Consider the following 15070-nt stretch of genomic DNA (forward strand, 5'->3'; position numbering starts at 1 on the left):
CCCCCGCCCCACGCGCGGCCGCAACCCCACGTAGCGCAACACGGCGGCCCGCGAGCCGCGCCGCGGCGACCGGCCCGCGGCCGGGGCCCCGGGCCAGGGGCCGGGCCAGGCCGGCGCCGAGGGCGCCCCCGCCGGCTGGACCGCGGCCACGGCCCGCGAGGCCCGCGCGGCGCGGAACAAGGCGCGCCGCGAGGCCGCCGCCCGCGGCGAGGGGGGCGCCGCCAAGGCCGTCAACCGCAACGCCAAGCGGCTGCTGGTCTACGTCCTGGACGTCGCGGCCAGCCTGGCGCACAACCAGATCGTCATCGACCTGGCCCGCCGCCAGCGCAAGCCGACCGGCGAGTGGGGCCCGCTGCGCCCCTGGTGGTACGCCCCGAAGGCGGTCCACGTCAAGTACGACCCCGAGGACCGCCTGCTGCTGGCCCTGCTGGACGAGGCCCACCACGGCGTCCCCACCCTCACCGCGGGCGTCGCCGCCGAGACCGGCGAGGCCCCCGCGGCGGCCAACGGCCGCCCCCCCGACCTCGCCCCGCGCGCCCGGCCGGGGCGCCAGCGCGGCTCCGGCTCGGAGCTCCGCGGCACCCGCCGCTTCATCCTGCGCAAGGACCACGCCGCGCTGGTCGAGCGCCTCGCCCGCGCCGGCCGCCTCCGCCTCCGCCGCGCCGACGGCGAGGAAGACCCGCCGACCATGCGCTGGGACGACGGCCAGCCCTGGCGGTTCTCGCTGGACATCCGCGCCGAGTCCGGCGGCAAGCGCTGGTCCTGGCGCGGCGGCCTCCGCCGCGGCGACGTCCGCATGGACCTCGCCGAGCCCCTGATCCTCGTCCCCGGCCTGCTCGTCCTGGGCGTCGGCCGCGCCGCGCGGTTCGACGACCTCGGCGTCATGGATTGGATCGAGCGGCTCCGGAAGGAGAAGGAGATCAGCTTCGTCGAGCCCGAGCAGGACCTGAAGCTCGGCCGGATCCTCGCCCAGGCCCGCGTGCCGGCCGCCGAGCTGGTCGACACGCTCCCCCTGGACGAGATCGTCGTCAAGCCCCGGCCGTCCCTCACCCTGCGCTCGCCGCGGCAGAACTGGGGGCTCGCCGCCGACAAGCTCCTGGCCGACCTGGAGTTCGACTACGACGGCGCCCTGATCCCCGCCGGCCGCACCACCCCCCTGGCCGTCTCCACGGAGCTGGGCCTGGTGATCCGCCGCGACCCCAAGACCGAGAGCGCCGCCGACATCAAGCTGTTCGAGCTGGGCTTCCGCCTCGCCAAGGATCCCCGGCTGGATCCCAACACGCTGGAGATCCCCGTCAAGGTGATGGACGCCGTCACCAAGGAGCTGGTCGAGGCCGGCTGGCGCGTCGAGGCCGAGGGGAAGCTGATCCGCCCCGCCGGCGAGTTCAAGCTGGCCCTGTCCACCGGCATCGACTGGTTCGACCTCGACGGCGGCATGGACTACGGCGGCCAGAACGTCAGCCTGCCGGACCTCCTCTCCGCCGCCCGCCGCGGCGAGACCATGATCGAGCTGGGCGACGGCTCCATGGGCATGCTCCCGGACGACTGGCTCAAGAGGTACGGCCTGCTCGCCGACCTCGGGTCGGCCGAGAACGGCGGCCTGCGGTTCAACGCCTCCCAGGCCGGGCTCCTCGACGCGCTCCTGGAGAACCAGCCCGAGATCCAGATCGACGAGGCATTCGCCAAGGTCCGCCAGAACCTCCGCCAGTTCCAGGGCGTCGTCCCGCTCGACGCCCCGCCCGGCTTCCACGGCGAGCTGCGCCCCTACCAGCGCGAGGGGCTCGGCTGGCTGGACTACCTCCAGCGCTTCGGGTTCGGCGGCGTCCTCGCCGACGACATGGGCCTGGGCAAGACGATCCAGGTCCTCGCCCTGCTCCAGCGCCGGCGGTTCCGACGCCAGGCCAAGGGGCCCAGCCTGGCCGTCGTCCCCCGCTCCCTGGTCTTCAACTGGCTCTCCGAGGCCGAGAAGTTCACCCCCCGGCTCCGCGTGCTGGACTACACCGGCCCCGGCCGCCACCCCCTCCGCGCCGACTTCGACCGGTACGACCTCATCGTCACCACCTACGGCACCCTCCGCACCGACATCGCCGAGCTGGTGGACATGGAGTTCGACTACGTCATCCTCGACGAGGCCCAGGCGATCAAGAACGCCGAGAGCCAGTCGTCCAAGGCCGTCCGCCTGCTCAAGAGCGGCCACCGGCTGGCCATCAGCGGCACGCCGATCGAGAACCACATCGGCGAGCTGTGGTCGCTGCTGGAGTTCCTCAACCCCGGCATGCTCGGCACCGACACCGTCTTCAAGCGCTACGCCTCCGCCTCCAACGCCGAGGGCGAGGACCGCGGCATGCTCGCCAAGGCCCTCAAGCCGTTCATCCTCCGCCGCACCAAGTCCGAGGTCGTCAAGGACCTCCCCGACAAGACCGAGGCCACCCTCTACTGCGACATGGAGTCCGAGCAGCGGCGCGCCTACGAGGAGCTGCGGGCCCACTACCGCGACGCGCTCCTGAAGAAGGACCCCACCGAGCTGAACCGCTCCAAGATCGAGGTGCTGGAGGCCCTGCTCCGGCTCCGCCAGGCCGCCTGCCACCCCGGCCTGGTCAACCCCGAGCTGTCCGACAGCCCCAGCGCCAAGCTCGACATGCTCCTCCCCTCGCTGGCCGAGGTCGTCGCCGAGGGGCACAAGGTCCTGGTCTTCTCCCAGTTCACGACGTTCCTGGGGATCGTCCGCGACCGGCTCGACCAGGAGAAGCTGACCTACGAGTACCTCGACGGCCGCACCCGCAACCGCGCCGCCAAGGTCGACCGCTTCCAGAACGATCCCGACTGCCCGATCTTCCTCATCAGCCTGAAGGCCGGCGGCCTGGGCCTCAACCTGACCGCCGCCGAGTACGTCTACCTGCTGGACCCCTGGTGGAACCCGGCCGTCGAGGCCCAGGCCATCGACCGCTCGCACCGCATCGGACAGACCCAGCACGTCTTCGCCTACCGCCTCATCTGCCGCGACACCGTCGAGGAGAAGATCCTCGACCTCCAGCAGAAGAAGCGCGACCTGGCCGACGCCATCCTCAACGCCGACAACCGCGTGATCTCCACCCTCACCCGCGAGGACCTGGAGTTCCTCCTCTCCTGACCCCCTGACACTTTTCCGGATGCCGACGTCGAGGAGGGGGCGGTCCCGACTGGCGCGGGTCTCCGACGGTCTTCCCCCCCGGTGGGGGAAGACAGACCGCGAAGCGGTCAGATGAGGGGGAGCCTGCCCGCGGAGCCTCGGTGTTCGGATCAAGGCCCAGGCCGTCGGATGGGAAACCCCCTCGGACTCCAGGGGCCGTCTCGCTCGTCCCCCCCTCATCCGGCCCTCCGGGCCACCTTCCCCCTCCAGGGGGGAAGGCCGTTAGGATGGCCGCTCGGGCAATCATCGGGGAGGCCCCGGGGCGGACGCCGCGGGGACCGTGCCCACCTGCGGTTCGATAAGTGTCGGGTCGTCGGCCTGACGACCCGGGGGCGCGGGCCCCTGGCGTGTTGCGATGCCGCGCGGGCCGGGTTAACCTGACCGTCCCACGAATGTGCGAAGCCGCAACACCGCAGGGAGCCCCGCCATGTCGTCGCCCCGACGCCCCGCCCCCACAGCCCTCCTCCTCATGCTCGCCCTCGCCCTGGCCTTCAACGCCCCGGCCTTCGCCCAGGAAGCCAAGACGGAGGAGCCCGCGCCGGCCCCCGCCGACGCCCCGGCCGACGAGATGGCCCAGCTCAAGGAGCGGTTCGCCGCCCTGCAGAAGGAGGCCGGCGAGCTGAAGGGCAAGATCGCCGAGCTGGAGAAGGCCCGCGACGGCGAGGCCGAGCCCAAGGCCGAGGAGCCCAAGACGGAGGAGGCCAAGGCCGAGGAGCCCAAGGCCGAGGAGGCCAAGCCCGCCGAGGCCCCCCCCGCCCCGGCCGACGACCCGGCCAAGCTCAAGGAGCAGATCGCCGCGCTCGAGAAGGAGATCGGCGAGTCGAAGGGCAAGATCCTCGCCCTGGAACTGGGCGCGCGCGGGCTCTCGCTGACGATCGACAAGGGGAAGGACGGCGCGGAGGTCGCGACGGTCAACATCCTCAAGGGGTGGCCCGGCGACAAGGAGTCCCTGGACCTGCTGAAGACGGTGCCGAACCTCCAGGTCGTCTACATCGACAACCCGAAGTTCGACGACGCCGCCCTGCCCGTCCTGAAGGAGATCCCCGGGCTCACCGCCCTGACCCTGATGAGCCCCGCCGTCACCGACGCCGGGCTGGAGCAGGTGAAGGAGCTGAAGGGCCTGACGATGCTGTTCCTGACCGGCAGCAAGGTCGGCGACAAGGGCCTCGAACACCTGAAGGGGCTGGCCAACCTCCAGGTCCTCGCCCTCAGCCGCACCGACGTCACCGACGCCGGCCTCGACGCCCTCAAGGACATGAAGACGCTCAAATCCGTCTACGTGATCGGCGCCAAGGTCTCCCCCGAGGGCGTCGAGAAGCTCAAGGAAGCCGTCCCGGGCGTCTCCGTCTACAAGTAAGGCGCGGCGGCGGGGGCCCGGCCCGGATCGCCCGGCCCCTCTCCCACGGCGGCCCTCCATGATCTCGCCCGGCGCGGGATCCGGGACCATGATCGCTCACGAGGTCGAACATGCGGATCGCGTCGTTCACGAGACGAGCGGGCCTGGGCATGATCGGGCTGTCCTTCATCATCGCGCTCTTCGAGCGGCCGAGCCCCGGACAGACGGCGACGCCTCGGCCGGTCGAGGCCTTCACCGCGGAGGACCTCGGGCGGAAGCCGCTGAACGACTACGGGTCGCTGGAGGGACCCATCCGGGCGATGCGGGCGCATCGCCCGCTCGACCTCAACGCCGAGGCCTGGCGCAAGGCCAATCCCGGCGGCGACTACAAGGAATGGGCCGAGCAGGCGCGGGAATGCCTCCGTCTCGGCCTCAACTACGACCTGCCCCCCGTCGACCTGAAGGCCGCGACGCTCGCGCGCGAGGAGACCGACGACTTCGTCCGCGAGACGATCGAGTTCAACACGACCCCGTGGTTCCGGGTGCCCGGCTACTTCTACACCCCCAAGAACGTCCCCCTCCCCGCCCCCGCGCTGCTCGTCCTGCACGAGTGGGGCGGCCCGATGCTCTTCGGGGCGGATCGCGTCAGCGGCGAGCCCGCGCATCCGGCGATCGCCAGGCACCGCGAAGAGTACTCGGGCGGGAGGGCGCTGGCCGACTGGTACGCCTCCAAGGGGTACGCGGTCATCGTCATCGACGCCTACCACTTCGGCCGGCGAGCCCCGCGAGGGCTCGGGGGCCTGCCCGCCGGCTACGACCCGGCCAGGCTCGATGAAGCGACCCTCGCCAAGTACGACGACCTCGCCCGGCAGTCCCTCTTCCTGGGCGTCCGCGAGCTGAACTGGGCGGGCGTCACCTGGGCGGGCGTCAACTTCGGCGACGACAGCCGCTGCGTCGACTACCTGCTGTCCCGCGAGGAAGTCGACCCGGCCCGGATCGGCTGCACGGGCCTCTCCGGGGGGGGCTGGCGGACGAACATGATCGCCGCGCTGGAGCCGCGCGTGAAGGCGGTCGTCTCCGTCGGATGGATGACGACCGGCGATACGCAGCAGGCCTACAACGTCGGCGGCGCGATCGGCACCTTCAACCTGCTCCCCGGGGTCTGGAATCGTCTGGACGTGCCCGACCTCATCGCGATGGCCGCGCCCAGGGCCTGCATGGTCGTCGGCGGGACCGAGGACATCCTCTTCCCCCCCCTCGGCCAGAGGGAGGCCGCGCGCCAGATCGCCGAGGCGTTCGACTGGGCCGGGTCGCCGGACCTGTTCCGCCACCACGCCCCGGCCAAGCCCCACTGCTACGACCGGGACATCCAGGAGGAAGCCCTGGCCTGGTTCGACAGGCACCTGAAGGCCGCGAAGGACTGACCCGCCGCGACCGTTAGTTACCGCGAATCCGCCAGCGCCTTCGCGACGGCCTCCCTGATCCCCTCCCCGCGCATCCCGCGGGCGAGGATCTTGCCGTCCGGGCCGATGAGGAACAGCGCCGGGATGGAGCGCAATTCGTAGGCCGCGTTGGGGACCGAGCGGACTCCGCCCTCCAGCCGGCCGATGGTCCAGGGGAGCTTGCGCTCGGCCTGAAACCTGCGGAGGGCGTCGATCGAATCGTCGAGGCTCAGGCCGACGATCGCCAGGCGGTCGTCCTCGCCGAATTCGTCGTGGACGGCCCGGATGTGGGGCATCTCCTTGACGCAGGGGCCGCACCACGTCGCCCAGAAGTCCAGCAGGACGTACTTGCCGGCGAAGTCCCCCAGCGCCAGCGGCTTCTCGTCCAGCGTCGTCGCCTCGAACGCCGGGGCGACGGCCCCGACGGCCGGCGCGACGTCGCCGAATACGGAGGCTTCCTCGTCCCGGCCGGCCCCGACCCGCAGCGTCCCCAGCTCGACCGCGCCGGGCCGCTCGGGGCGGACGAAGCCGGCCGACGGGAATCGGTTTTCGCGCCGCACGCCGATGTCGTACTTCTGGCCGACGACCAGCGACGGCAGCGTGAATCGGCCGTCGTCGTCGGTGACGACCTCGGGCGCGAAGGCGCTGTAGTGGGGGCCGTCCGGGTCGTCGTTGCACGGGATGCGACGCCCCCAATGGAGCTTCTCGCGCCGCGCCGGCTCTCCCTTTTCGTCGAGCAGGCGTCCGGCGGCCGTCGCCGTGGGGGCCAGGACCAGGGCGAGTTCGGCGTCGTCGGGGTCGATCTCCACCAGCGCCCCCTGCCCCCCATCGGGGCTCATGGCGCGGACGAACGTCCGGACTAGCCGCCGTTCGGTGGCGAACTGGCCGTCGGCGTCGGTCGTCGCCGAGACGCGAACGCCGTCGATAGCGACCGGCGCGAACTCCACCGAGGCGTCCGCGACCGGCTTGCCGGCCGGGTCGACGACGCGGCCGGCGACCGGCCCCAGATTCGGTCGGGGCAGGTGGAAGTCGCGGACCAACTCGGGCTCGTCCGCGACCTCGATCTCCACCCGTTCCCTGTAGCTCGGCGAGAGCAGCGTGTACTTCCCGGGCGCCAGGCGCGCCTCGTATCGGCCCAGGTGATCGGTCATGGCGAAGATCGACCAACTGACCTCGCGGGCGGCCCAATCGCCCAGCCCGCGATGTTCATCCGGGTCGAGTCGTCCCGCCTGCTCGACCCGGACGTTGACCCCATCCGCCGGGTGATGGTCCGGGCCGATGGTCACCCGGCCCTTCACCAGCGTCCCTCCCATGAGGCGGAAGTCGACGTCGCCGACGGGCCGGCCCGGCCGGACGACGACGTCCATCCTCGCCGTCGCGGCCCGGCCTGGAGCCTCGACATGCACGGCGTAGACCTCGTCCGGAGGCACGGCCATCTCGTAGCGGCCGTCCGCGGCCGTGACGGCCGACCCCCGGCCGTGGTCCATGGCGCCCGAGCCGTCCGCCTCGACCTTCACCCCCCCGGCGGGCGAGCCGTCGGGCAGGGTAACCCGGCCCCGGATGGGAACGTTCCGGATCAGCCGGGCGACGGCCTCGGCCTGGCCCGGCTCGACGCTCACCCGGCGATGGGCGATGCCGTCGCCATTCGGCCAGAAGGTCAGCGTGCCCTTCGACCGGCCGGGGAGCCAGTCGAACACGGCGACCCCGTCCGGACCCGTCCGCCCCTCATGGAGCCGACTCCAGTAGTTGACTTCACCCCGCCTCCCGTCCTTCTTGAGCAGCCAGAGGTAGAAGGGGAAGTCCGCGACCGGCGCGCCCTCCTCGTCCACGGCACGGATCTTCACGGTCCGGGGCTCGCCGAGCGTGAGGGCGACGAACGGCGGCAACGCGGCGGGCCGGACGCCCTCGCTCCGATCGGGGTACTTGTCGAAGTTGCCGAACTCCGCGTAGTCGCAGCCGACGGCCGACTTCCTCGCCACGATCCACTGGACGCGGCGATCGGCCGGGACGGCGATCCGGGCTTCTCCGGCGGCGTCGCTCGTCGCGCTCGCCAGGGCGTAATGGTCGCCCGCCGCCTCGACCATCGCGCCCGCGACGGGCTTGCCGGCCGCGTCGGCCACGCGGACGAGGACCTCCCTCGCGGGCCCCACGACGATCCGGATCGGGGCCTCGGCCTCGGCCGGGCTCAGTTTGTAGCCGTAGGTGAAGGTCCCGAGTCGTCGGCCGTCGCCAGCTCGGGCGAGGATCATCCGGCCCTCGACGTCCGGGCCCGGCGCCGTCATCGCATAGGAGCCGTCCGCGCCGGTCGTCGTGAGGACCTCCCGCGGGGTGAAGGGATCGAGCCGCACCTCCGCGCCCGCGAGCGGCCGGCCGTCCTCGTCGACCACCACGCCGCGAATCCGCGGGTCGCCCGGCTTCGCCCCGGCTTCGGGCCTTTCGGCCCGCGCGGCGGCATCCGGGTCGTGCGCGCTCCCGGTCAGGCCCCGGGCGAGGCCGGCGGTGAGGACCAGCAGCCCGAGCGCGGCGGCGGTGGTGGCGAGGGCTTGGAACTTGGCGGCGGCGAGCATGGCGAGGACTCCTTCGGCGACGGCCGCGGCCGCCGAGGCCGTCTCGGGCGCGCCGGGCGGGGATGGTGAAGCGATCGCGAGCCGGATGGCGGCGTCGGCCAGCGCGGCGGCCCCGGAGGCCGGGGGCGCGAGCGCGGCGCCGAGGGCCCCCACGGCCAGGCCGCGACGCGCCAGGCGCTCGCGCAGCAGCGACCTCCCGCGGGCGAGGCGGCTGGAGAGCGTCCCCTCGGCCAGGCCCAGGCGCTCGGCGGCGTCGCGGCGCGAGGCGCCCTCCAGCTCGCACAGCAGGATCGGCTCGCGATACCGCGTCGGCAACCGCTCCAGCTCCTCGTCGATCGCCGCGCGGAGGTCGAACAGGTCGGCGTCGGCCCCGGGCGCGGGGAGGTCGTCGAGCGTCCCCCCTTCCCGGGCGTGGATCCGCGCGGCGCGGCGGCGGGCCTCCTTGCCGGCCTTCACCGCGACGCCGTAGAGCCAGGGCCGCAGGTCGTCGGGCCGCCGCAGCGAGCCGGCCTTGCGGGCGAGGACCAGGAACACGGCCTGGAAGGCGTCGTCGGCCGTCGCGCGGTCGCCCCCCAGCATGCGCCGGCAGGTCGACAGGACCATCGGCCCGTGCCGGCGCGCCAGGACCGCGAAGGCGTCCTCGCGTTCGAGCCCCTCGCCCGTCGCGAACCGCCTCAGCAGCTCCGAGTCCCCCAGCGCCCCCAGCGGACCCGTCGCGTATAGCGCCCGGATCCGCCGATGCGTCGCGTCCGTCGGCCTCCCGCCCATCCCCGACCCCCGCCGGCCTCGATCTCGTCCCCTCCACAATCTACCGGTCGCGAACCGCCCGGCGCGTCCGGAAATCTCACCGGCGGGCGCGGGTTTCCGGCCGGGCGCGGCGCTTCACATCCGCCGGCCCGGCGGGCATGATGGGGGGCGGATCGGAGTCGGAGGAGGATGGCATGAGACGAAGTCTGGGGATGCTGCTCGTCGCCGCGACGGTGCTCGTCGCGCGAGCCGGCGCGGAGGAAGTCGGCGATTTCTACAACGTCGTCGCCCCGAACGGGGCCGACCCGTGGGTCCACAGGCACTCCGACGGCTGGTACTACGCCGTCTACACCACCGGCGGCGACGTGACGCTGCGGCGGTCGCGGACGATCTCGGCGCTGGGGGGGGGCGAGGCGATCGTCGCCTGGCGGCCCCTGGCCGGCACGCCGTTCAGCCGCAACCTCTGGGCGCCGGAACTCCACTTCCTGAAGGGCAAGTGGTACATCCACGTCGCGGCCGACGACGGCGACAACGCCAGGCATCGCATGTACGTCCTGGAGAACCCCTCCCCCGACCCGTTCGAGGGCAAGTTCCTCCTGAAAGGGAAGGTCGCCGATCGCGAGGCCGACCGCTGGGCCATCGACGGCACCGTCCTCGTCATGGGCGAGGGGGACGACGAACGCCTCTACTACGTCTGGTCGGGCTGGGAAGGCTTCGAGAACGTCGACCAGCGGATCTACATCGCGCCGATGAGCGACCCGCGGACGATCTCCGGCCCGCGCGTGGAGCTGTCGCGGCCGACGCTCGACTGGGAGAAGGCCGCCGGCCCGCCGACCATCAACGAGGGCCCCCAGGCGCTCCAGCGCGACGGCAAGACGTTCCTGGTCTACTCCGCCGCCGGGAGCTGGAGCGACTTCTATTGCCTGGGCCTGCTGTCGCTGGAGCCCGGCGCGGACCCGCTGGACCCGAAGTCGTGGACGAAGTCCCCCCGCCCGGTGTTCGAGAGCGGCGACGGCGTCGTCGCGCCGGGGCATTGTTCGTTCACGAAGTCGCCCGACGGCTCGCAGGATTGGATCGTCTTCCACGCGGCCAAGAAGCCCGGCTCGGGCTGGTCGCGGTCGATCCGCGCGCAGCCGTTCTCCTGGGGCGAGGACGGCGCCCCCGCGTTCGGGCGGCCGATCCCGCCCGACCGGCCCATCCCCCTCCCCGCCGGCGAGCCCGGGCGGCTGCGGCTGGAGGCCGAGGCGGCGGGGCTCGAAGGCCGCGCGCGCGGGTTCGACGATCCCGCCTGCTCGGGCGGCTTCAAGGTGAACCTGCCCGACTCGAAGGCCGTCGTCAGCTTCCAGGTCGAGGTCGACGATCCCGGCGTGTACGTCGCCTCGATCCGGTACCACGCCGACCCCGCCCCGGGCGGGGGGCCGCGGCTGAGCGTGACGGTCGACGGCCGCCCCGCCGCGCCTGTCTCCCTGCCCGACTCGGGCGAGCGATGGTCCAACGCCTTCGCCCGCCTACCCCTCAAGGCCGGGTCGAACGTCGTCTCCCTCGCCGCGGAGGTCGGCCTCGCCGACGTGGATTGCCTCGACATCGTCCTCGACCCGCTGGAAAGGCGCCGACCCCGGCGGTGACGCGACACGCGCGTTCCACGCTCGATTCGGATGGCGCGCCGGTCATGAGCCGTCGCGATCCCCCAACTCCGAGGGCCGTCCCCCGGCCGCGGACGCGCGCCACGCCCGACGCGCGGGCCGCCGCGTTGAGAGATCGCCGCGCGCCTGCGCCCGCCCGATCGCCGGCCTAAGGTTTCTTCAGGAACATCCGCGAGCTGATCCGCCGACGACGACGGGTTCGCGGAGCCATCGACGCCCATCGGGGGCGTCACCATGTCCGAGGGAACCAAACATGCCTTCCGGATCGATCGGGAAGTCCGCGCTCGCGGCCGCGCTCGCCTGCCTCCTCATCCCCTCGACGGCCAGGGCCGGGCCCCTGGGGGCCGCCGGGGGGTATGGCGAGTTCGTATTCGGGAATCTGACGCGCAACAACGCCAGCTCGAACGGCGCGATCGCCGCCGGCGGATCCGCGACCATCAACAACATGTCGATCCGGGGCTCCGACGCGGCGGGCCTGGTGGTCGGCGGCGACCTCTCCTGGCATGGCGGGAGCCTGGGGAGCGGGACGGCCTACGTCGGCGGCAAGGCCTCGACCAGGAACGTCTGGGCGCCGGGCGGGGTCAAGGGGGACGTGGACGTCCTGCCGGTCGACTTCACGTCGGCCCAGGCTTACCTTGAGGGCTTCTCCCTGGCGCAGTACGGCGACGCCAACGCGAAGGCGTCCTACGACGGCTACTACTGGTACAGCCTCGGCGCGACGGACGGCAAGGGTCTCCAGGTCGTGGACGTCGACGCGTCGGCCCTGCGCGGCAAGGGGGTGCGGGTCGCCGGCCAGTCCGGCTCGACGGTGATCGTCAACGTGCTGGGCGATTCGGCGTCGTTCAGCAACATGCAGGTGCAGCTCGCCGGCGGGATCACGGCGTCGAACGTCCTGTGGAACTTCGTCGACGCGACCTCGCTGAAGCTCGCCAACGTGGGCTGGGCGGGCACGATCCTGGCGCCCCACGCGGCCGTCGCCTTCGACAACGGCCAGCTCAGCGGCGCCCTGATCGCGGCCGCCCTGAAGGGGACCGGGACGATCGACATCGGCGCCGGGGGCGCGTCCCTGTTCGCCGGCGACGCCCGCGCGTTCGCCCCGGCCAGCCCGACGCCCGAGCCGGCCGGGATCGTGATGCTGGGCGTCGCGGCGGCGGCCGGCCTGGCGGCGTCCGTCGCGCGACGCCGGTGGGTCAGGGGGAGACGGGCCGGCCGTTGAAGGTGACGGCCTGGCCGGCCGTCTCCGGGTTGCGGGCGAAGGTGAGCGCCACCCCCTCGGGGGCCGTCGCCTCGATCGCCAGCGTCCCGTCCTCGTCCACCTTCCACGACACGGAGACCTTCCCCTTCGGCGTGACGACCGCCCCCCGCGCCCAGGTCAGGCCGGACGGGCGGGGGTTGATCTCGAAGGCCGACGACCCCGCGGCCGTCGGCCGGATCCCCAGGATGATCCGCGGCAGGTAGAGGTTGGGGGCGGACGACCAGGCGTGCGCGTGGCTGCGGGTCGGGAAGCCCCCGCCGCCGGTCGTCCCGCTGGCGAAGCTCTCCCAGACCGTCGTGGCCCCGGCCTCCAGCATGGGGAGGTAGTTCTTGTAGATCTCCGCGATGATCGCGTCGTCGCGGCCCAGGGCCTCCATCGCCCCGTAGTGGTAGAGCGCCGCGAACGGCGAGCCGACGTGCACCATCCCCTCCGGCGGCGTCAGGACGTTCCGCGCCGCAGCCTCCCGGTTCGCCGGGTCGATCGCGTCGAAGAGGATCGCCAGGAAGCTGGTGTGCTGGCTGGTCGAGTCGCTGACCTTGCCGTCGTCATGCACCGAGTCCGGGTAGGCGCCCTTCCGTTGGTCCCACAGGGCGTTCACCCCCTTCACCAGCCGGGCGCGGGTCGCCTTCAGCCAGTCGTCGCGCGAATGGTCGCCCAGCGCCTCGGCCGACTTCAACGCCGCGTCGATCGCGCCGATGAAGAACAGGCTGTTGTGGACGACCGTCCGGCGGTTCTGGTCGATGCCCGACCAGTCGAAGAAGTTCCAGAACGGGGCGCTCATCAGGCCGTCGGCGTTGATGAACTTCTCGGCCCCCTCCAGGTTCCTGATCGCGGCCGGGTGGAACTCGCGGAGGGCCTCCAGGTCGCCGGTGTACCAGTAGTAGTCCCAGATGGAGAGCCCCCACAGGAAGCTCCACGCGGGGATCAGCGCGTCCCAAGACGACGGCGTCTGGCTGCCGACGATCGGGTACCGCCCCAGCGACTCCGCCGAGATCCGGATGCAGCGCCGGGCCAGATCCGCCGCGCCGAAGACCTGGAAGGCCAGGAGCGACTCGTTGCGCGCGTCGCCGACCCAGTGCGTCTGCTCGTACAGCGGGCAGTCGGTGAACGTGTCCTCCATGCAGAGCTTGAGCGTCCGCGTGGAGATGAACCAGATGCGGTCCAGCCGCGAGTCGCTGCACGCGAAGCTCCCCCCCTGATCCACCGGGTAGGTCGACTCGATCAGCCGGAAGTTGCGGATGGCCGCCGGCGTCTTCTGGTTGCGCAGGGTGATGAAGATGTATCGGCCCGACCGCCGCTTCAGCGAGGTGAACCGGTTCACGCCCCGCTTGGTGATGTAGCGCATGCCGTTGCGGTTGCCGCCGGGGAACTGGACCCGGCCGTCGGGCGCGATGTACTCCACGCCGTGGACGTCCACGACCACCCCGGCGTCGGCCGTCAGCTCGAAGTCGTAGTAGCCGACGTTCTGCAGGCCGAGGTCGTACAGCAGTTCCACGTCGCCGTCGGGGCTGGGGCGGACGACGGTCGCCTCGGGGGACTCGTGGGTCAGGGCGAACGGCCGGACGATCAATTCCTCGGGCGCCTTGGCGACGACCTTCCGGCCGGTGAACTGCCAGTACGAGTCCTGCACGAACATCTCGTCGAACGGCAGTCGCCTGATCCGGTCGCCGAACTCGGCCTTCAGGTCGTCGGCCGACTTGATCGCGGCGAGCAGCCGGGCCCGGTCGGCGTCGTAGCCCTTCCTGGCCTTCGCGGCGTCGGGACGCAGCTCCAGGTCGGGCCAGACCAGGTCGTCCTGGACGATGTCATATTCGGGGAAGGCGAGGTAGCAGAACGGGTTCGACGGGTCGTCGCCGGCCGGGTTCGCCAGCCGGAAGCCCTTCGGTCCGAGGAACCGGACGGCCTTCTCCTTCTCGTGGCCGTAGATGTCGCGGACCAGGCCCAGCAGCAGGTGCTCGCCGGCCGCCAGCTTGAAGACGCCGTCGGCCGCGCGGGCGCCGTCGATCGCCACGTCGACCCCCTCGTCCTGGACGCGGACCTCGCACGGGGCGTCGTTGACGATCAGGGTCGCCACGCCCCCCGCCATGCTCACGACGCGGTTGGCCTCGATCAGCCCGGGGTGGGCCAGCCGCGCGGCGGGGAAGCAGAAGTTCCAGCCGTCGGCCCGGACGACGTTCGCCCCCAGGAAGGTGCGGAAGGCGAACGGCTGGCGGGTCATCAGCGCCACGTCTCGGGGGTTCAGCCCCTTCCACGGGCCGCCGTCGACGGCCGCGATCACCTTCGCCGGCGCGTACCTGGGCTCGGCCTCCTGGGTGGCGTCGTACCACTCGGCCGGCTCCATCTGGATGCTGACCTTGGGCGTGTTGCGGATCCAGCCCTCGGCCGGGGCGACCCGCCACGTCTCGTCGCTCGCGACGGTCACCGTCCGCTCGTCGGCCTGGCGCAGGTCGAGCTGGACGAGCAGCCCCGGGCGCTTCGGCACCAGGTGGAAGTCCCCCACGCCGTAGTAGCGGGCGACGACGGAGATCTCGTTGACGCCGTCGCGCAGGTAGGCGGTGACGTCGAAGTCGTCGTACTGGAAGTGTTCCGGCCAGGCCCGGCCGGGGCCGTCGTTGACCCAACGGCCGTTGATGGAGAGCCGGTAGAAGCTGTCGGCGGTGACGCGGATGCGCCCGCGCATCGGCAGGTCGGCGGTGAACTCCTTCCTCGCCAGGATCGTCTGGTTGTAGGGGTTCTCGGCCTCCTGGTCGAGCCAGATCCAGCTCGCCGTCAGGGGCCGATCCGGCGCGGTCCAGTCGCCGCCCTTCGCCCCGACCACCCCGGCCGAGGCGACCAGCCCCAGCCACAACGCCGCTCGCCAAGTTCTCATCGCGACACCTTCCGCGTCCGGTTCCTCCCGAGGCGACTCCCG

General features: G+C 72.4%; 8 protein-coding genes. 5 read left to right on the top strand and 3 right to left on the bottom strand.

Features of this window, described 5'->3' with window-relative positions; translation table 11 throughout:
- Window positions 1-258 precede the first annotated feature (258 nt).
- On the bottom strand, window positions 259-582 hold the full coding sequence (locus tag WG209_RS15625; protein WP_337175996.1) for a hypothetical protein: 324 nt from the start codon (window positions 580-582) through the stop codon (window positions 259-261).
- 106 nt (window positions 583-688) lie between these two features.
- Between WG209_RS15625 and WG209_RS15630 the strand changes: the two genes are divergently transcribed.
- The 3 genes from WG209_RS15630 (at window position 689) to WG209_RS15640 (ending at window position 5929) form a co-directional block, all read left to right on the top strand.
- A complete protein-coding gene (locus tag WG209_RS15630) occupies window positions 689-3130 on the top strand; it encodes an SNF2-related protein (RefSeq protein ID WP_337175997.1) in 2442 nt (813 codons plus the stop codon).
- Window positions 3131-3596: 466 nt separating this feature from the next.
- Complete coding sequence (locus tag WG209_RS15635; RefSeq protein ID WP_337175998.1) at window positions 3597-4526, top strand: hypothetical protein; 930 nt, start codon at window positions 3597-3599, stop codon at window positions 4524-4526.
- 110 nt (window positions 4527-4636) lie between these two features.
- Window positions 4637-5929: an alpha/beta hydrolase family protein gene (locus WG209_RS15640; RefSeq protein WP_337175999.1), complete on the top strand. Its 1293-nt coding sequence runs from the start codon at window positions 4637-4639 to the stop codon at window positions 5927-5929.
- 17 nt (window positions 5930-5946) lie between these two features.
- On the opposite strand, the gene WG209_RS15645 is transcribed toward WG209_RS15640, so the two are convergent.
- Window positions 5947-9282: a sigma-70 family RNA polymerase sigma factor gene (locus tag WG209_RS15645; RefSeq protein ID WP_337176000.1), complete on the bottom strand. Its 3336-nt coding sequence runs from the start codon at window positions 9280-9282 to the stop codon at window positions 5947-5949.
- 173 nt (window positions 9283-9455) lie between these two features.
- On the opposite strand from WG209_RS15645, the gene WG209_RS15650 reads away from it, so the two are divergent.
- Both WG209_RS15650 and WG209_RS15655 read left to right on the top strand, forming a co-directional pair.
- A complete protein-coding gene (locus WG209_RS15650; RefSeq protein ID WP_337176001.1) occupies window positions 9456-10886 on the top strand; it encodes a family 43 glycosylhydrolase in 1431 nt (476 codons plus the stop codon).
- Between the two features lie 271 nt (window positions 10887-11157).
- Window positions 11158-12120, top strand: coding sequence for a choice-of-anchor A family protein (locus WG209_RS15655; RefSeq protein WP_337176002.1), 963 nt, complete (start codon window positions 11158-11160; stop codon window positions 12118-12120).
- Here the strand turns inward: WG209_RS15655 and WG209_RS15660 are convergent.
- Window positions 12095-15028 (bottom strand): alpha-L-rhamnosidase N-terminal domain-containing protein, encoded by a 2934-nt coding sequence (locus tag WG209_RS15660; protein WP_337176003.1) that lies wholly within the window; start codon window positions 15026-15028, stop codon window positions 12095-12097. The two genes, WG209_RS15655 and WG209_RS15660, sit on opposite strands and share 26 nt — an antisense overlap.
- Window positions 15029-15070: the final 42 nt, after the last annotated feature.

Origin of the sequence: Paludisphaera sp. (assembly GCF_037189885.1) — a bacterium.
Lineage (GTDB): Bacteria > Planctomycetota > Planctomycetia > Isosphaerales > Isosphaeraceae > Paludisphaera.